Origin of the sequence: Paenibacillus profundus (genome assembly GCF_021369635.1) — a bacterium.
Taxonomy (GTDB): Bacteria; Bacillota; Bacilli; order Paenibacillales; family Paenibacillaceae; genus Paenibacillus_B; species Paenibacillus_B profundus.
The window spans coordinates 77,838-95,220 of record NZ_JAJNBZ010000024.1 but is presented as its reverse complement, the minus strand read 5'-3'; the positions used below and the strand labels follow the sequence as shown (position 1 = coordinate 95,220).

Here is a 17,383-nt window from a genome sequence, read left to right as displayed (position 1 = left end):
TAAGCCAATTCATCCCAAGCCTAAAGGCAAGGGCTTTCTTAGCTAATTTCTGTAAATGGAGTTGTCGGAAGCTCGACTCCGATAATGGGTATGGGATAGTTATGCCCGGCAACGATGTCAATCCTTTCCGCCGAAGCAGGATCATTAAGGGCATCCTTCATCAGATCCTCAGACCACCATGAGGGCTCTCCAACAATTACTTTTGTACCCTGCACCCCTTGATTCACCATTGCCTGCTTCAAATAGTCTTTCAGGAACACCTGGATGTTCGTAGAATTCCATTCACTGGAACCCCAAGACAGGAAAGTCATCGAATTGGGTTCGTTGGCTAAGGATACACCGTAAAGGTCGATACCGAACTGCTGGTTGTATTCCTTGATAAACTTGGACATGAGAAGAGCAAAATCACCATAATTTTCGGATTTGAGATACCCGCCATTGGTTGTGGAATTGTTGGTCTTCATCCATGCAGGCGGGCTCCAACTGCTTGCAATTAGCTTATGAACTCCTCTGGCCTTGGCCTGCTGCATGACCCACACCTGATCAGGTCTGCCATTGAAATCATATTGACCTGGTGGGGATTAAATGCCGGGAATATAGTGCCCCTGAAGATGGCCATTTGTATCCGTAAGCACCTTTGTAATAACCGGTATCAGCCAGTTATATAAACGTTTGGTGCAGCGATTGCCCTCCATCCAACGTCAAGCACGCGCCGTTCATATACGCTGCATCCGGCGAGAGCAGAAAAGCGGCAAGCCCCGCAATCTCTTCCGGTGTGCCCAAGCGTCCTAGCGGTACGCTGTCAAGCATGCGCTGTCCGGCTTCCTCGGATGGAACGAGCTTATCTGCGCCACCGGTACGCTCGATTAAGCCAGGTGCGATGGCGTTGACTCGGATGCCATATCGGCGTCCCCATTCCACCGCAAGCGTACGCGTCATGGCGAGCACACCCGCTTTGGCGCTAGCCGAGTGAATAACCCCCGGTCCGGCATCCCACGCATATGTGGCCACCATGTTGACAATGCTGCCCGGAATGCCCTCGGCAATCCAATACTTTCCGACCGCTTGGCTGCAATAGAACGTCCCGTTCAACACAATGTTGATGACCGCATTCCAGCCATTGATTGACAAATCCTCTGCTGGACATAGAAAATTGCCTGCTGCATTGTTAATGAGCGCGTCGATTCGTCCGAAGGCAGCCACTGCTTCGTCCACCATACGCTGTACATCTGCCGGCTGACGCACATCCATTTGTACGGTAAGCACCTGTCCTGCGAATGTTTCTATTTCGCCTTTTGCCGCCTCCAGCTTCTCTGCCGATCGTCCTGTTATGACGACCCATGCGCCCTCCTGTGCCATACGCGCAGCCATCGCCTTGCCCATACCGCTGGAACCACCCGTGATGATAACCGACTTCCCCTTCATTTCCCCGCCTCGCTTTCACTATTTTGCTCACTCGGATTGTCATACAGCGACATGATGCTCGAAAGGCCACCGAAATAACGATTCCGATGGCCTTCTGTTCCGAGTCTATTATTCTATTGTATTTACAGTTTAACATAAAGATTCGCGAATTTCTTCCTTTTTCTTACTCCCGTTCCATTATCCCTTTAAGCTGCCTTCCGCTACGCCTTCGATAAATCTTCTCTGCAAAAACATATAAATGACCGTAAAAGGCAAAATGGAGATGAGGCCCGCGGCTGAAATCTTGCTCCAATCCGAGCTGAAATTGCCAACGAACGTCAAGTATTTCGTGGAGACGGGCTTGAGCGCTTCCGTCTGCACAAAGGCGTTGGCGAAGAAGAACTCGTTCCACGTATATAAGCCCGCGAGCAGCGCAACGGTCAGAAACGCCGGCTTGGCGATCGGAACGATGATTTTCATCAAAATCATCCCCTCGTTACAGCCATCGATTCTTGCGCTTTCGCTTAATTCCTTCGGTATTCCAAGAAAAAACGTACGCAGGATGAAAATATTGAGCGGCAGGAAAATGGCGCTGTAAATAATGATCAAGCCCGTCAGCGTATTCATCAAATGCAGCTTCTGCCACATATAGAACAGCGGCACCAAAAACATGCCCAACGGGACGGACACGCATAGGAATAGAAACGCCAAGATGCCCCCTTTTCCTTTGAAATCCATTTTCGCAAGCGCATATGCGCACAATCCCCCGGCAATGCAAATAATGGCAACGGTCGAGCATCCTACCAAAATACTGTTTAAATAGGCCCTACCGTATTCCCCCATATTCCATGCCGCCGTAATGTTCTCCAAGGTAAAATGCGCAGGAAGAGAGAACGGGCTTACCTGAAACTCCTCTGGCGGCTTGACCGCATTAATAAACAGCAACGCGATCGGCCCGATCGCAAACAGAAGGACAAGAATCAGAAAGAAATGACGCGATAACGAAGTAAACAAACGCGCTCCCATTAGATCTCCCATCCTCTCTTTCTTAAATATCCGAATACCGCGATAACAATGCCGCTAAACAAGGCCAAGGCCAGGGCGATGGAGCTGGCGTATCCCGGCGCCTGATTTTGCAGCGCTTCCTTATACATATATGTTGCAATTAATTCCGTCGCATTGCCCGGCCCTCCACCGGTCATCACATAGACGTAATCAAATGCGGCAAACGACCAAATCATCGTCATCATCATAATGAGCAGCAAGGTCGGGCGCAGCTGCGGAATAATGACGCTCCAGAAGATTCTGAGCTTGCCCGCGCCGTCAATCATGGCCGCTTCCTCCAGGCTGCGGTCAGTCTGATGAAAGCCCGTCAAAAATAAAATGAGCAGAAAACCCCAATAACGCCAACCGTCAACAAAGGCAACAGAAAATAGCGCCTTGTCCGGATCGCCGAGCCACAACGGGAGATTCGTAAATCCCCAACCTTCGAGCACTTTGTTAATCCCGAAGAAGGGATTGTAAATCCAACTCCATATTTTGGCCGTCACAACGGTGGAACAAATATATGGCAAAAAGAACGTGACCCTGTAGAACATTTGCCCGCGCCTTACACGCGAGAGCAGAACGGCGACTATCAAGCTGAACGAGACCGGTATCGTACAAAACAACAACAGCCAGATCAAATTGTTCTTCAACGCTTTATAGAACTGAACGTCCTGAATGAGAGTCGCGAAATTTTGTAGTCCTATAAACTCCGGCGGACGAATTCCATCCCAATTAGTCAAGGAAATATAGAGCGTCCCTACGGTCGGAATTGCAATCACAAACCCGGTCAACAACAGAGCGGGCAGAACGTACAACCAAGGCAATAGCGCCTTTCGTTTCCGCCTGTTACCGGGTCTCGGCTTCGAAGACAATGAAACCATATCAGCCATATGCACGCACCCCTAAAAAGAAAGTAAAGAGGAGTTACACTCCTCTTTCAGAGTGTTAGGAGCAGGCGTTCCCAACAGGTGTTCATTTTGCGAATTCAAATACTTTACCGCTTTGCTTATCCTCTTGGTACGTCGCTTCCATTTTGTCCATATACGATTTTATGTCCATGCCATCCAAGAACACCGCTTCCAGGTTATCGTAGGAAAATACTCTCGTCTGTGCTGGCCAGAACGTCCATGATAAATAACCGGTAGCATTGCGGTTGCCATAATCGGCAAGCAGGTCGGACACCTCTTTGTAGTGTTTGTCCAAATTCGGTATAGCGCCTAAGTCCAAATCTTTAATCGGCTGAAGACCCATGGCGACAATACCTTTCGCCGCAACGTCCGCCTGTGTCACATAATTCAAAAACTCTGCGACAGCATCCGGATTTTTGGAGTTCGCATTAATTCCATACGCGATACCGAGAGCTAACGGCAGGTTGGTCTCAACGCCTTCCTTCCAGGATGGCATCGGGAAGATTCCCCAATCCATGTCGCCTGCTTTGCTGCTTAGGGTGTTCAACAACCAGCTGCCTTCCATTTTCATGGCCGCTTTCCCGGATAGGAAGAGTGTCGTTGCATCTTCTCCGGTAATTGCATGCGATTTTTTATCATTAATATATCCGCTTTTCCACAAGTCCACCAGCTTTTGAACGGCTTCTGTCGATTCCGGTCCGTTCCAAGGTAGCTCGCCAGAAAGCACCTTTTTCAATTTTTCCGGTCCTAATGTGGCATTATATGCCATCGAGAGCCACCACTCGTTGGCCCCTCTATAGTCGGATGCGCCGAATGCGAACGGAATAATTCCTTTTTCGGTCATTTTTTTGCTAAGGGCCACCAGTTCATCATAACTTTTCGGAATGTCCCATCCGTTGTCTGCAAACATTTTTTTGTTGTAATAGACGAGTTCCGTCTCATATTTCCCCGGCAAACCAATCAGCTTGTCTCCTACCGTAACTGGCGGGTAAGCCCACGGAATAAAGCGTTGATCCCATCCGTATTTCTTGCTGTATTCGTCCAAATCCACCAAATATCCCGCCTTAGCGAACTGCCGCAGCGTCGTCGTTCCGTCCGTCGTAATAATATCGGGCCCCGCCCCTGCAGCAAGCTGCGATTTCGTAATTTGTTCCGGGTCGGCGTTGTACGTTACATTGATTTTAATGTCGGGATGTTGTTCTTCGAACGGTTTAATCACGTCATTCTCAAAATATTCTTTCCCATACTGCGTATGAAGGTACCATGTAATTTCCTTGACACCCTGCTTGTCGCCGATTTGACCTTGGTTGGCGCTTCCCGTCCCCTTATCGGCGCTGCCGCAAGCAGTTGCGGCGATCATACTGCAGCTGACTAATAACACAGCAAAAAATTTCGTAGCCCTTTTCATCATGATCTCCCCTTAAGTTCTATGCATTTCTAATGTTTTGAAACACCTCGTAACTGCGACTGGCGCATTCTGAAATGGATATCGGATGGAATCCGTTGATCTCTGCATATAAGGTATCGTTAAGCTTCGAAGTCCAGCTCTCCGGCAATTGGCTCGCTCCGAGGATCGCCCCCATGATGGAGCCGACAGTTGCGCCATTGCAGTCGGTATCCCAACCCAATACCGCGGTCGTAATCGCGCGTTCGAAGTCGCCTTGAGCATAGACGAGTGAGGCGGCGCATAGAGCTGCATTATTAATCGTGTGAACCGGATTATAATTTTTATACGATTCCCAGATACGCTCCACCATCTCCAATTGGCTCTTCGCCGTTTTTGCGATCTCTACCGCATTGCGCACGGCATGCGCCAACCGGCAGTTATCCGGAATTTCGCTGAGCCCGATTTCGATAATGCGCTCGGCATCCGATTCAACGAACGAAGCGGCGATCATCGCGCCGACGAACATCTCTCCGTAGATGCCGTTCTTCACATGGGAGAATGAAGCGTCCCGCCAAGCGAACTCAGCGGCAAGCTCTGGATTGCCGGCTGCGCCGTATGCGAATCCATCCACCCGGATCTGCGCCCCGATCCACTCGCGATAAGGGTTCAAGTAGTTGCGTACCCAATCGAGCTTCGTGTGCCAATCATCCGGTCTTTGCTTCTCCAAATGATGGGTTACTTTGGCGAAATTGAGATAAGCTTGCGTTTCCGCCGTGCACATCTGCCCGTACGTCAATTTTTGGTGCCACAGCTTCCCGATATCCCAGCTGTCCCAATCCGCTCCTTTTTCCTCCAGCATGACAAGACCGAGTACCGTGTAACGGACATCGTCATCGCTTTCCATGTACCGGATGTTTTCAAGCTGGCTTTGCTCCCCATACGGTGCCAGTTCCAGTCCAAGCTCCTCTTTCGCCCGCGAATGTCCCGGCGTATAACTGCGAATCGGCCAAGCATCCGCGCCTTCAAACCATAGCTGCACATTTTTCCAACCCGGATTATCGCCCAGTCCTTCCAGAAAATGCATGCTTTCGAGCGGTTTTCCGAGCGCGCAGCCCACAGAACGCCCGAGCCAGGCACCGTAGAATTTATCACGCAGCTCTTCTTCGCTCCCATTCATCTGCAGCTTGCGCGGTCCACTCGGCCGCTCGGCACGGATTTCTCTCAAGCCGTTCGGCTCCGAATACGGGAACTCTGGGGACATTTCCAGATTACCCAGATCTTGATAGATTGACATTAACTCCATCTCATTCTCCGAAGCAGCTTGCAATCTTTCTTCAAATCCGGAAACATCGGCGCCTTCTTCTGCGCGCTGCTTGATCTCGTCACGCACTAACACGAACAACGAATCCCAACCTGCCATGCTGTGTCCCCCATTTCTGTCTCCACTCACTAAAAACCCAATTTGTTAACAATTATCTCCCCCTATTGTAAGGGTTTTCAATTCTTGTTTCTTCCTATTTTTCGTTTATCGATTCTTAAAAAGGGCTATTTTTGCGCCAAGCTCCCGATATTGCTGCGGGGCCATCCCGACGATCAATTTAAACGCTCTATAGAAGGGGGCGTGACTTTGAAAGCCGCAATGGTGCATGACGTCGATAATCGGCATTTCGGTGCTCACCAACAGCCTTTTGGCCTCGTTAACACGCAACTGCAGCAAGTACTGCTTAAAGCCTCCTCCGAGCTTTTCGGCAAATAAATGCCGTGCCCGCGACGGACTTAACGATAACATGGAAGCGACGCTCTCCAACGTAATCGGTTCTCGAAAATGATCCTTCATATAATCGAGCACCGGCTTGAGTCGATAATATGACATCAGCGCTTGATTGCCTTCCCGCAAAGAGGTCTGACTGTCATAATGGCGCAAGAGCAGCGCGCATATTTCCAGTATTTTGCTATGAATGATTCCCTGATAACCGCGCTCTTTATTCCGATACTCGTCCCACATCTCTTGGAATAGCTCGCCGATCTGGCGGGCGACGGGCAGACGGCCAGATACACGATTATCAAAACGCTTGGGCCAATACACGAAGGGCAGCAGCAGTTCTGGATCGACCTGCTCGATGATCATCGCATCGAAGTAAATGAACAAATAATTGCTCGGGTTGTCAGGATTGGATGATGCGGCGTGCCATTCTAAATTGTTGACGACAAAAACATCATTCTTGTGGACCGAATACGTCTTATTCCCAAAATAAAATGTTCCGGTACCAGACAGACAATATCCGATTTCCAGATGATCGTGCGTATGAAACGGATCGATATGTGCGGTAGGCGACCATTCAAATAGTTCAATTATCAGTTTTCTCACCATCGGCAGAAACCTCTTTTTCATGGATAATAGCCTTATCATTGTACAACAAATAGACTTCTAAACGTTCATCGTTTGAAGCTTTATCTCAATCTAGGCGGGACTATGTTCGGACCCTCATTCTTCATTTATGATTGAACAATCTTTTGCCGATATAAACTGCAAGGAGGTGTATGTACATCATGGACATAGCAGCAATATCCACTGTCATGAATCAAAACAGGCTGTCTCAGGAAGTCAGCATCCGTGTGCTCAAGATGTCAAATGATCAAGCTAGCCAGATTGGTCAAGACATCATTAAAATGATGGAACAAAGTGTGCAGCCAAACTTGGGAGGCAATATCGACATCAAGCTTTAATGTTGACTCGAGGCTTTCGGGGAGAGGATTGATATCCCTCCCCTTTTTTTATGAACTTACCCGAAAGGAAGACGGCAATTTTGCTTATTAGAGCCTTTTACGACTTTTATAATGATAACGTCCGCCCGCTGCAGCTAATAATTAGACCAGAGCCCCGAGAATTGGATTGGACCCGGACACTGTTCGTCCCCGTCTCTGGACCGTTTAAAAAAATGGAAGTTGAAGATTTCGGAGAATTCCCTTCTGTCTCCGTGCTCCTTGGCGATCTGACACAGCTGACAAGCACGGTGGCACATATAGGAATTAATCTGCCCGGGATTGCCGCCCGGCATGGAACGGATATAGAGCAGTTGATATTGCAAATGGACGACGTAGAGGAGGTGCTGAAATACAGTTTTTAAATGAACTATCGTACTTCTCTCAAGATAGTGGAGAGGCGATACTCTCTCCGTTCGGTGCTTCCGTTCACTCTCCCCTTCAATCAGTAACAACAATTCCCGCATGTCTCAGGCGTTTCGCACACTAAAAAACCATCCAGGATCGGCATGCGTGTCATATGCTGATCACGGCACGGCCGATTCGGATGGTATAAATCATTATAATGACATTATTCAAATATGCTAAGCCTTGGCTTGTTCGCTGCGCATCCGCCGCTCGATAATTGCCAGACGGGAGAACAATGCAATCGCGCCAACAGCCAAACCGCTAATGAGACCAATCCAGTATCCGTAAGCTTCTAGCGATGTCCAGTTCGCTAGAACGTATCCGAGCGGAAGGCCGATTACCCAGTAAGAGCCAAACGCGATAATGGATACGGCAGTCACATCTTTATAACCTCGCAGCGTTCCCTGTACCGGAGCTGCAATCGCGTCGGACAGTTGGAAGAATATCGCAAAAATAAGAAACGACTCTGTAATCTCCCGTACATGCGGATCCAGCGTGTACAGACCAGCCACTCCACTGTGGAACAAAAACAGGAAGAAGGCGCACAACGAGGAGAGTCCCATCGCCGAGAACATACCGATTCTTGCATAGATTTTGGCATCCGCAAATCTCTTAGCCCCAACTTCGAATCCGACCATAATCGTCAACGACATCGCAATGCTGAGCGGCAGCATATATAGAAGCGATGAGAAGTTCAAAGCGGATTGATGCGCCGCAATCGTTGCCGTGTCATATTTACTCATAAATAAAGTCACCGCGGCGAAGATGCTCACTTCAAAAAATATGGACAGACCAATGGGCATCCCGATGCGAAGCACTTCTTTCCAACGGGAGAGCGACACGCCTCCCCACTGACGAAGGATTCCCATCGTCCGCATCATGTCGCTGCGGCGCAGAAACACGATGGCGATGATCGTAATGATGATATATGTAATCGCTGTAGCGAGACCCGCTCCGACTCCACCCAACTGCGGGAAGCCAAGACGTCCAAATATAAACAAGTAATTCAACAGCACGTTAATCGGGAAGGAGAGCAGTGTGATAAACATCGTCACACGCGTGAGTCCCAACCCATCAATGCTTGCACGCAGAACGGTGTATACGAAGGAAGGAACGATTCCAATGGCCAACGCTGCCAAATACTGCTTGGCGACGCGATGAACCTCAGGCTCCAGCTTCATCGCCGCCAAGAGTGGTTCAAGTGTGAAGTAACCGATAATAATGACACCGAATCCGACCAATATCGATAAATATCCAGCTTGCGTGACGTTAGGCGCGATAGAATCTTTGCGACCAGCTCCGAGATGCTGTGCGACAATCGGCGTTACTGCCAGAAAAATTCCGCTTAATCCGGTATAGACCGGCGCCCAAATGCTCGTTGCAATCGCAACCCCAGCAAGATCGGTCGTGCTGTAATTGCCTGACATGACCGTATCGAAAAACGTCATCAGCTGCATGGCCACCTGCGTCACAAAAATAGGCAGCAAAATATATAGCAGCTGAATCAACTTCTGCTTCAACGTATACGTTTGTTTCATATTACATAAGACTCCTTATCTCTTTAAAGACACATAATCAGACTATTATATATGACACAATTTAAATAATCAACACATATTCGTAACTGTGGAGAAAACATAACCGTGAAGAGAAGGCACCCGTCCATCAATATTAGAGCAAATACCAAACCTACTCAGAATGCGACCATATTCTTTGCGTAGAAACGCTGGTTCCGATACAATAGTGATACTGATGGAGGGTTGAATAAGATGACAATTCAAAAGATACGAGACCGGGCTGTCTTGAACGATAAACTTCCAACCTTGCCGTGGTATGTTCAGCAATTTATCGAATACAAGCTGCCTGATCTGTCCCCCTCTTCTCTATTGGAGTATGTTCGGGACTACGAGATTTTTTTCGGATGGCTCATCGTCGAGCGATTGACCGAGGCCACCGCGTTGAAAGACGTGACGCTGCTCAATTTGGAATCGCTGCGCATGGAGCATATTACTTCGTTTCGCATTTATTTAACGACTTATAAAGAGACGACGAATGCTAGAGTAACGGTGTCACGCAAATTATCGTCTTTGCGATCGCTGTTTCATTATTTGAGCCAGATTGCCGAGGATGAAGAGTTCTATCCGCTGTTAAAACGCAATGTGATGGCGAAGATTGAGATTAAGCGTGTACATAAACCGAAAGACACCGCATCCAAGCTGAAGGGAAAGCTGCTGGAGGAAGATGAAATCGACGTGTTCATCGGATATGTTCGTGAAGGCTACGCACATGATGTCGCGGATAACAAACAAGCCGCTTATGCGCACTCTTTGAACGCAGTGCGGGATGCAGCCATCGTCAGCCTAATCCTCAATTCGGGACTGCGTGTAAGCGAAGTTGTGAATTTAAATATGGATGATGTTGACTTGAACAATAAACTTGTCTATGTGTACCGTAAAGGCCACAACGACGAGACGTTCAAAACTCCCGTCTATTTTCGAGACAGCGCCAAGCAAGACCTGGTTGATTACATGGAACTGCGTGCTACGCGCTATGCTGCTCCCAAACGGGAGAAGGCCTTTTTTCTTGCCATCAAGAACGGTGAAACCGAAGGCAAACGAATGACGAAGCGCGCTATTCAGCAAATGATTATTAAATACGCGAAGCGATACGGGAAACCCGCATTGACGGTGCACAAATTGCGTCATTCCTTCGCAACGGACTACTATTTGCAAAATGACATTTACAAGACGAAAGAGCAGCTAGGGCACGCCTCTACCGAGACGACCGAAATATATGCCCATCTTACCGATAAGACGATGTCCGAAGCGATTGAACGACGTCAGGATGAACCTTAGAATATAATGAAATCACCGCCACATTCTTGAAGGAATGGGCGGTGATTAATGGTTACTGCTTTATCGTCGGCCCCGGCGGAAGATGCTGCCTGAACCGACTCGCGTTTTTGGTGGCTTATACTTTTTCACCTTAGGCGGATTGTACTTCGGCGAACGAACGCCGCCATCTTTGTTCCGTGAAATCGATCCCTTGGAGCTTCCGTCAGAAGGCTGCCGCTTAAAGATGCTGCCCCCGCTGCCGACGGTCGTATCCTTATCGGAGCCTCTGCGGAAGATGGAGCCCTTGCGATCAACCGTAATCGGCGGGGCTTTCTTCTTATCCTCTACGGTCGGCTTGCGATACGGCTTCGAAGGGGCATAATTGCCCCGATCCGTATATCCGCGGTATTTCCCAAATCCGCGCACAGAATCGAATAAACTATCCAGTACCTTATACGTAATATAAGTTTCCAAGAAGCTGCGGTCATAGTTTTGTCTGACGTATTCCTTGGAATCTACTTCGATCAGGCTGTCTTCCGGCTTCTTCGGGTCCTGCTGGATTTGAATTAATTCATCGCGGTAGACCAGAAACATTCTCTCATCGCTACGTTCCGATATTTGATCCGGCTTGCGCTTATCAGCGATCGCCTGAGCAGCATCAGGAACGGACGTATCGACAGCCCGATAAATATAAGAAGTGCTTTGTCCTTCACGCGTAACCGATTCAAGCGGGTACGACTCTGATAAATCGAACTGCCCGCATGCCGCTAGCAGGGGAACGATAAGACAAACAATAATCGTCCATTTAATGGCGTCTAATCCAAACTTACGCATAGGCGGCCCCTTATGTCCGGCGCAGAATGCGCACATCGGCTGAAATTACGGAGTCACCCTCATACAACTGAAACCGACCGTCCTGCCATTCGATACGCAACAGCTTGCGATCGTCGGATTGATACTGCCATACATATTGCTCCCCTGCCACCCCGAACGGGGTCTGACCAGTACACATAACTCTTCCATTATACTGGTCTTCTAAAAAGAACCATCTTCCATCCAATTCCACTTCGGTCGGGACCTCTTCGACGCCATCCAAGCGGCCGTCGATGGCCTCGTATAAGCTGTAAATTGGCTGTTCACGCTGTTCCACCAACAAATATTTAATTCGAGCGCCATCCCGCATCGTCAGCCATGCTGCATTGCGGGTACGCCAATCCGTTCTACCGGTTACCTCGTAGCTTACGAGTGATACTTCGCAAATATCACCCGGGTCGAGCGCAGACGATGTCTTCTCCGGTTTGGACGGTTCAGGCTTCGCCATGATGTTCTTTAACCGTTTCCACAAGCTCATGACATTCGTCTCCTTCTGTCTCATAATTACAATTACAAGCAAGCTGCAATGATTAGCGCGCCTACGACATGTAATGATCCTGCCACCAGAGCATAAGACATGTTTCCTTGCTTCGTTCCCTCTTCCAAATTCATACTGAACAGGCCGCGGAACAAGACTCGGAAAATCAGCTCCAGAATAAGCAGAATGACAAAGGATACGACAGACATAAGCAGTGCTTCGCCCAAGCTATATGCGACTTTGATCGAGCTGGACAGTATGTACCCTTGTGAGAAGAGCTTCATAATGAACCGCGTCGTCACTGCCACATTCCCCTGCCTCATTTCGTGAACATCCTTATAGCCGGTAAAAAGAGAATCCACGAACATGAGCAAGAACAGCAGCAGCGCTCCTGTCCCCGTCCAGACGGCAATGCCCGTAATATTATCCATCGTGATATTAAGTCTTTCCAAGCATAATCCTCCTTCATGCTAACATGGTCATTATACGACTATGCAGCATAATTGCATGTCCCATATTGTCTAATTGATGGAAGAAAGACGCTTGCCTGACACAAGCGTCTTCTCGAAATCATTACTCGGCAGGTTTTTCATACTTTTTCATAATCGCCGCCAACTCGTCTTCCACACCTTTGTCTTTACTCAAGCTGGCAAATTCGTCATCCAGCGATTTGGAGCCGGAACCGCGCATTTCATTGCTGGCTTCCGCTTGCGCTTCCATTTGAAGCATTTTGTCTTCCATACGCTTCAGACCGGACATTGCGGTGTCTGAGCTGAAGCCCGCCATCGCTTTATTAATTTCGGTCTGCGCCTTCGCAGCGTTGAACCGGGCAACGAGCGTTTCGCGCTTATTTTTCATATCAGAGTATTGTTTGCGCATTTCTTCCAGCTTGGCACGCAATTGATCTGCAGATGCCTTATTCTGGTCGTAGCTCGTCTTGTACTCATCCATCTTCTGCTCAGCAGATTTTTTCTCTTCCAGCGCGCGGCGCGCCAAGTCCAGATTCTCTGCTTGAACAGCAATATGAGCTTGCTCTTCGCGTTTCTGTACAAGTGCGGCTTGCTCTTCATACGATTGCTTGAACCGCTTCTCGATCGCGATTTGCTGTGCCACGGCACGCTCTGCTTCTTCCAGATCCTCCTGCATGTCACGCAAATATTGATCAGTCATCTTAATGGGATCCTCTGCCTTCTCAATCAAGGCGAAAATGTTGGACATTGTTACATCACGTAAACGTTTAAATAATGACATTGTATCGTTTCCTCCTTTAGAATCATAGACCTTGAAACGAAAATCCATTATCTATGATATTATGTCTCAATACCCATACATACGAATTATTTCGTTAGTTGTTTCAAAAAATTATACCTTTCAAATTCGGGTTCCACAAGCACACACACAATTACGTCACAAGCCGCCTCTCACTCCCCCATTTCTACATGCTCAGAACGCAGCAACAACGTCACAAACTGAATTCATAATGAATGCGCAAATAGGCTAAAATCACGCATTCGCTGCTGACCATGTTGCTTGATCCACCTCTTAGCACCGCTCTCCCCTTACCTCAGTGAGCTCTTCATGACGCATCAGAACATGATTATTATATGGAGCATTAACTACTCATCGAACTCTTAGAACTCCTCGGCTGTGCGGCTTCTGAACGACTGGAAGAGTGAGCATATACTAAAAGACGTATTTCCCTTCGCAATCTATTCCATATTTTTTATATAATCAAAGAGAAAGAGCGCCTCAATCAGGCGCTCCCTATTCGAACTTAATACCGTTGTCTTCTCAGTTACACTTTACATGCACAAGTTCACAACAGTGTATTCAATTCCAGCAAAAACCGTTTCCACACTTTGTCGACGACCATATCAATGTCCGCCGCCGTCAAATTATCGTAATGGATGCCTGCCACGACCGTGACTGTCGTCTTCAAGAATTGCGCCGCCTGCAGCGCCATCGGCCCGGTTAACACATGTTCCTTGTGGCCGGGGACGGGGGTCGTCTTTACTTTCCACTCTCCATCATCCTTCGAAGCAGTCGATACCGCGCCGATATGCGGGTCACCGCCGGTAATCGCAAACATCCAGTCTCTCCCGACCTGTAAAACCTGAATGCTCAAGTCGTCTCCATAAGAAGAGGCGGAAGCCAACTGCTCCAGCTTGTCGGCCTGCTCTTCCGTAGCGGCATTCACGCACCCTGCACCAGCGTCATTCGTCATCAATTGCAGCACCTCTTTATTTACAACGATCCCTCGATCTTATTGAATAATGCCGCGGATTTCATCTAAGCTTTGAATATTTTCCAGCTCCATGAAGCTGCGGATGCCTGCAAGCAGTTCCTCGCCAGCGCGCAAGTTCATAAAGTTATAGGTTCCGACTTGCACTACCTCGGCACCAGCCATAATGAATTCGATGACATCCGAGGCGGAAGCGATGCCGCCCATGCCCATGACCGGAATCGTCACTTGCTGCGCCACTTGATGCACCATCCGAAGCGCGATAGGTTTAATGGATGGTCCGGACAAGCCCGCGTACATATTATGGAATACGCTGCGGCGCTGATATATATCGATCTTCATGCCAGAGAACGTATTGATTAGTGAGACGCATTCCGCTCCTTCACCTTCACACATGACAGCCATATCTACGATATTCTCAGCGTTCGGCGACAGCTTCACAGCAAGCGGAAGCGACGTCACTTGCCGCACCTCGCGAATGACCTCTCGCGCCACAGCTGTCTTAACACCGAAGGCCATTCCGCCTTCCTTCACGTTCGGACATGAGATATTCAATTCAATCATATCGACGGCACGTTGATTTTGTTTGCGGCGTTCTTCCGCATCTTTCGTTATTTTCAGCGCGCCAAGTACATATTCTTCAATATTGCTGCCGCCAAGGTTAGCGATTTTAACAGGCTCAATCGTCTCCCAGAACTTCATTTCGTCTTCCAGAAATGCGTCAATGCCCGGATTTTCAAGTCCCACACTGTTCAACATACCGCCGGCCGTCTCCCAGACGCGCGCGCCTGGATTGCCCTTGCGGGGATGCAGCGTAAGACCTTTGCATGAGATGCCGCCCAATTTATTAATGTCATACAGCTTGGCATACTCCTGTCCAAATCCGAAGGTGCCAGATGCCATAACAATCGGATTATTGAACGGTATTCCCGCCACATTACAAGCTAAGTTCCGCATGCCATTCCACCTCCTCCGCCAAAAATACTGGCCCATCTGCGCAAACTTTGCGGTTGCCGTTCTTGTTCATGACCGAACATACATAGCAAGCGCCGATGCCGCAAGCCATACGCTTCTCGAAAGATACGTACACCTTCGTATCCAGTCCTTCCGCCATGAGGGCGGCCGCTTTCATCATGCCGAGCGGACCGCACACGAGCACATTGTCATACTTTTTCATGTCCAAATCGTAGAGCAAATTTCCATTTACACGCACGATAAGTTCATTTGCATAGGGTTCATATGCTTCGGTCATATAAGATTGGCCGCGAAATCCGAGATAAATATCCGGATTGTCCAGCTGCTTCGCCGTATAGAGCAACGGCGCGATTCCAATTCCCCCGCCGACTAACGCCGTACGGCCTTGAACGTCGGGAAAGCCGTTGCCGAACGGACCTTCCAATTGAATGGAATCACCGGCACGCAACAATGCGAACAGTCGGGTGCCTTCCCCTGCAATCTTATACAGGAATTGAATACAGTCTTTCTCCATATTGCAAATGCTGATTGGACGGGAAAGTACGGGTGCTTGGTTCCAAGCCCGCAGCATATAGAACTGCCCCATACGGGCTTGAAATTGTCCCTCCACCGTCATGAGGTAAATGCCTTCAGAGATGCGTTCGTTGGAAAGAATCGTGTACACGGGTATGCTCCTTTTTTAGCTTTAACAACTACTACTATGCCTGTTTCCGGAACAAAGCATCTGTGAGAATCATCACAAATGAAAGCAAATGTGACAAGGGTTGCGCAAATTTTCAGAATATTAGCAACAAGTTCTAGGTAAGCGAATTACTTTCCATTTTATTATTGGACCAACCGTATGCGAACATTTCCCTTTTATGACAAGCAGTTCATGAGCATATTTCCCTTTCGTCAAGGACATAACAAGAACAAGGAACATTAACGGGAAAGGGGAAAGATTCCATGCGTAAATGGTTATTTAGCTTAGTCATGCTCTGTTTGTTATGTACGACCGGTTGCTTCCCGCGTTCACGTGATGCTGCACCCCCAACATCGCCTTCACAACCAACGCCGTCATCTGCCGTTGAATCCGCTCGGCCATCTGGAAGTCATTCCCCCTGGAATCAGGATCCTAACTCGATATGGCCGCGTTCGATCGGCCTGAATACGGACGGCTCTACCGCAAGTCCGTTAACATTATCCTTACCGAAGAAGGAAGAGCGCAAGCAAGAACGCCGTATCCTACGCTTCACGATAAATACCGCAAACAAAAAACAGTTAGAACATAAAGCAGCGAACAAGAAAGATACAAAAAATAACACTCACTCCAAAGAACGAACATGGAACAAGTCTTCTGAAGTCAGATCGACTTCCCAAAGTTCACAATCCAGCTTAAATAAGCGACAGAATCTGTCCATTGCCCAGCTCAGAATGAAATATCCGCATATATTCAAGCTGCGCGGCAAGGCTCAAGGCTCCCGTCAAGTCGCACTCACATTCGACGATGTTCCCGATAACCGAGCCACACCGTTAGTATTGGATATTTTGAAGGAGCATAACATACGAGCTACTTTCTTTCTCGTCGGTTCCCGTGCGAAAGCACATCCCGAGCTTGTTCAACGAATTGTGCGTGAAGGTCATATCATCGGTAATCATTCGTATAATCACCCATTGTTAACCAAGCTGACGTTACCTGCATTTGAACATCAATTGAAAGATACAGAACGTGTTATTGAACAAATCGTCGGATATAAACCGCGTTATTTTCGACCGCCTTATGGTGAAATTAGTGAGAAACAGCTGCGTTGGGCAGGTGACCATGGTTATCTGGTCGTGAATTGGGACGTCGATTCGAATGATTGGCGCGGATTAAGCGCATCGCAAATTATCCGCAACGTAGTGAACGGGGTGTCACCCGGTTCGATTGTGCTGCAGCATGCAGGCGGCAGTGCGCACAACGGGTACTTGCAAGGCACAGTTAAAGCGTTACCTGCAATTATCAATCGTCTAAAGGCTCAGAATTACGAGTTCGTTACGGTATCCGAGCTATTGCAGGATCGTAAAGAGAAGCGGGATGATTGA

Annotated in this window: 18 protein-coding genes and 1 pseudogene; 4 read left to right on the top strand and 15 right to left on the bottom strand. The window is 48.4% G+C overall.

Annotated features, from left to right (window positions below; genetic code table 11):
- Positions 1-38 precede the first annotated feature (38 nt).
- The 7 genes and pseudogenes from LQV63_RS22745 to LQV63_RS22715 all read right to left on the bottom strand — a co-directional run.
- A pseudogene (locus LQV63_RS22745) lies at positions 39-560 on the bottom strand (glycoside hydrolase); the annotation flags it as partial.
- A 100-nt stretch (positions 561-660) separates the two neighbouring features.
- Complete coding sequence (gene fadH, locus LQV63_RS22740) at positions 661-1,425, bottom strand: 2,4-dienoyl-CoA reductase (RefSeq protein ID WP_233698413.1); 765 nt, start codon at positions 1,423-1,425, stop codon at positions 661-663.
- Positions 1,426-1,602: 177 nt separating this feature from the next.
- Positions 1,603-2,430: a carbohydrate ABC transporter permease gene (locus LQV63_RS22735; protein ID WP_019423936.1), complete on the bottom strand. Its 828-nt coding sequence runs from the start codon at positions 2,428-2,430 to the stop codon at positions 1,603-1,605.
- Entirely contained in the window at positions 2,430-3,341 is a 912-nt protein-coding gene (locus LQV63_RS22730; protein ID WP_233698412.1) for a carbohydrate ABC transporter permease, read from the bottom strand. The genes LQV63_RS22735 and LQV63_RS22730 overlap by 1 nt, the downstream gene beginning before the upstream one ends.
- Before the next feature lie 82 nt (positions 3,342-3,423).
- Complete coding sequence (locus LQV63_RS22725; RefSeq protein ID WP_233698411.1) at positions 3,424-4,770, bottom strand: ABC transporter substrate-binding protein; 1,347 nt, start codon at positions 4,768-4,770, stop codon at positions 3,424-3,426.
- A 16-nt stretch (positions 4,771-4,786) separates the two neighbouring features.
- The gene (locus LQV63_RS22720; protein ID WP_233698410.1) at positions 4,787-6,166 is read right to left on the bottom strand and encodes an ADP-ribosylglycohydrolase family protein; all 1,380 of its coding nucleotides are present in this window, start codon (positions 6,164-6,166) and stop codon (positions 4,787-4,789) included.
- 105 nt (positions 6,167-6,271) lie between these two features.
- Positions 6,272-7,117 (bottom strand): AraC family transcriptional regulator, encoded by an 846-nt coding sequence (locus tag LQV63_RS22715; RefSeq protein ID WP_019423932.1) that lies wholly within the window; start codon positions 7,115-7,117, stop codon positions 6,272-6,274.
- A 179-nt stretch (positions 7,118-7,296) separates the two neighbouring features.
- Between LQV63_RS22715 and LQV63_RS22710 the strand changes: the two genes are divergently transcribed.
- Both LQV63_RS22710 and LQV63_RS22705 read left to right on the top strand, forming a co-directional pair.
- On the top strand, positions 7,297-7,473 hold the full coding sequence (locus LQV63_RS22710) for a YjfB family protein (protein WP_019423931.1): 177 nt from the start codon (positions 7,297-7,299) through the stop codon (positions 7,471-7,473).
- Between the two features lie 80 nt (positions 7,474-7,553).
- The gene (locus LQV63_RS22705; protein WP_026011307.1) at positions 7,554-7,874 is read left to right on the top strand and encodes a hypothetical protein; all 321 of its coding nucleotides are present in this window, start codon (positions 7,554-7,556) and stop codon (positions 7,872-7,874) included.
- A 219-nt stretch (positions 7,875-8,093) separates the two neighbouring features.
- Here the strand turns inward: LQV63_RS22705 and LQV63_RS22700 are convergent, their stop codons facing one another.
- Complete coding sequence (locus LQV63_RS22700; RefSeq protein WP_019423929.1) at positions 8,094-9,455, bottom strand: MATE family efflux transporter; 1,362 nt, start codon at positions 9,453-9,455, stop codon at positions 8,094-8,096.
- A gap of 231 nt (positions 9,456-9,686) precedes the next feature.
- On the opposite strand from LQV63_RS22700, the gene xerS reads away from it, so the two are divergent.
- Entirely contained in the window at positions 9,687-10,772 is a 1,086-nt protein-coding gene (xerS, locus tag LQV63_RS22695) for a tyrosine recombinase XerS (RefSeq protein WP_233698409.1), read from the top strand.
- A 60-nt stretch (positions 10,773-10,832) separates the two neighbouring features.
- Here xerS and LQV63_RS22690 read toward each other — a convergent pair whose 3' ends face one another.
- The 7 genes from LQV63_RS22690 to LQV63_RS22660 form a co-directional block, all read right to left on the bottom strand.
- Positions 10,833-11,585, bottom strand: a complete 753-nt coding sequence (locus LQV63_RS22690; RefSeq protein ID WP_233698408.1) for a DUF4247 domain-containing protein — start codon at positions 11,583-11,585, stop codon at positions 10,833-10,835.
- A 10-nt stretch (positions 11,586-11,595) separates the two neighbouring features.
- Complete coding sequence (locus tag LQV63_RS22685) at positions 11,596-12,102, bottom strand: DUF4178 domain-containing protein (protein WP_019423926.1); 507 nt, start codon at positions 12,100-12,102, stop codon at positions 11,596-11,598.
- 32 nt (positions 12,103-12,134) lie between these two features.
- Positions 12,135-12,539: a DUF350 domain-containing protein gene (locus tag LQV63_RS22680; protein ID WP_026011306.1), complete on the bottom strand. Its 405-nt coding sequence runs from the start codon at positions 12,537-12,539 to the stop codon at positions 12,135-12,137.
- Positions 12,540-12,675: 136 nt separating this feature from the next.
- On the bottom strand, positions 12,676-13,353 hold the full coding sequence (locus LQV63_RS22675) for a PspA/IM30 family protein (protein ID WP_019423924.1): 678 nt from the start codon (positions 13,351-13,353) through the stop codon (positions 12,676-12,678).
- Positions 13,354-13,918: 565 nt separating this feature from the next.
- Positions 13,919-14,326 carry a prenylated flavin chaperone LpdD gene (lpdD, locus tag LQV63_RS22670; RefSeq protein WP_233698415.1) on the bottom strand — a complete coding sequence of 136 codons (408 nt, stop codon included), beginning with the start codon at positions 14,324-14,326 and terminating at the stop codon, positions 13,919-13,921.
- A 39-nt stretch (positions 14,327-14,365) separates the two neighbouring features.
- Positions 14,366-15,301, bottom strand: a complete 936-nt coding sequence (locus LQV63_RS22665) for a dihydroorotate dehydrogenase (RefSeq protein WP_026011305.1) — start codon at positions 15,299-15,301, stop codon at positions 14,366-14,368.
- Positions 15,282-15,983 (bottom strand): dihydroorotate dehydrogenase electron transfer subunit, encoded by a 702-nt coding sequence (locus LQV63_RS22660; RefSeq protein WP_019423921.1) that lies wholly within the window; start codon positions 15,981-15,983, stop codon positions 15,282-15,284. The genes LQV63_RS22665 and LQV63_RS22660 overlap by 20 nt, the downstream gene beginning before the upstream one ends.
- Before the next feature lie 281 nt (positions 15,984-16,264).
- Between LQV63_RS22660 and LQV63_RS22655 the strand changes: the two genes are divergently transcribed.
- A complete protein-coding gene (locus tag LQV63_RS22655) occupies positions 16,265-17,383 on the top strand; it encodes a polysaccharide deacetylase family protein (RefSeq protein ID WP_019423920.1) in 1,119 nt (372 codons plus the stop codon).

Bases quoted from the DNA above. Each gene is read 5' to 3' on its own strand.
- LQV63_RS22665 (WP_026011305.1), bottom strand. From the start codon at position 15,301: ATGCGGAACTTAGCTTGTAATGTGGCGGGAATACCGTTCAATAATCCG.
- LQV63_RS22690 (WP_233698408.1), bottom strand. From the start codon at position 11,585: ATGCGTAAGTTTGGATTAGACGCCATTAAATGGACGATTATTGTTTGT.
- LQV63_RS22685 (WP_019423926.1), bottom strand. From the start codon at position 12,102: ATGAGCTTGTGGAAACGGTTAAAGAACATCATGGCGAAGCCTGAACCG.
- fadH (WP_233698413.1), bottom strand. From the start codon at position 1,425: ATGAAGGGGAAGTCGGTTATCATCACGGGTGGTTCCAGCGGTATGGGC.
- LQV63_RS22710 (WP_019423931.1), top strand. From the start codon at position 7,297: ATGGACATAGCAGCAATATCCACTGTCATGAATCAAAACAGGCTGTCT.
- LQV63_RS22735 (WP_019423936.1), bottom strand. From the start codon at position 2,430: ATGGGAGCGCGTTTGTTTACTTCGTTATCGCGTCATTTCTTTCTGATT.
- xerS (WP_233698409.1), top strand. From the start codon at position 9,687: ATGACAATTCAAAAGATACGAGACCGGGCTGTCTTGAACGATAAACTT.
- LQV63_RS22715 (WP_019423932.1), bottom strand. From the start codon at position 7,117: ATGGTGAGAAAACTGATAATTGAACTATTTGAATGGTCGCCTACCGCA.
- LQV63_RS22725 (WP_233698411.1), bottom strand. From the start codon at position 4,770: ATGATGAAAAGGGCTACGAAATTTTTTGCTGTGTTATTAGTCAGCTGC.
- LQV63_RS22675 (WP_019423924.1), bottom strand. From the start codon at position 13,353: ATGTCATTATTTAAACGTTTACGTGATGTAACAATGTCCAACATTTTC.
- LQV63_RS22730 (WP_233698412.1), bottom strand. From the start codon at position 3,341: ATGGCTGATATGGTTTCATTGTCTTCGAAGCCGAGACCCGGTAACAGG.
- LQV63_RS22720 (WP_233698410.1), bottom strand. From the start codon at position 6,166: ATGGCAGGTTGGGATTCGTTGTTCGTGTTAGTGCGTGACGAGATCAAG.
- LQV63_RS22700 (WP_019423929.1), bottom strand. From the start codon at position 9,455: ATGAAACAAACGTATACGTTGAAGCAGAAGTTGATTCAGCTGCTATAT.
- LQV63_RS22655 (WP_019423920.1), top strand. From the start codon at position 16,265: ATGCGTAAATGGTTATTTAGCTTAGTCATGCTCTGTTTGTTATGTACG.
- lpdD (WP_233698415.1), bottom strand. From the start codon at position 14,326: ATGACGAATGACGCTGGTGCAGGGTGCGTGAATGCCGCTACGGAAGAG.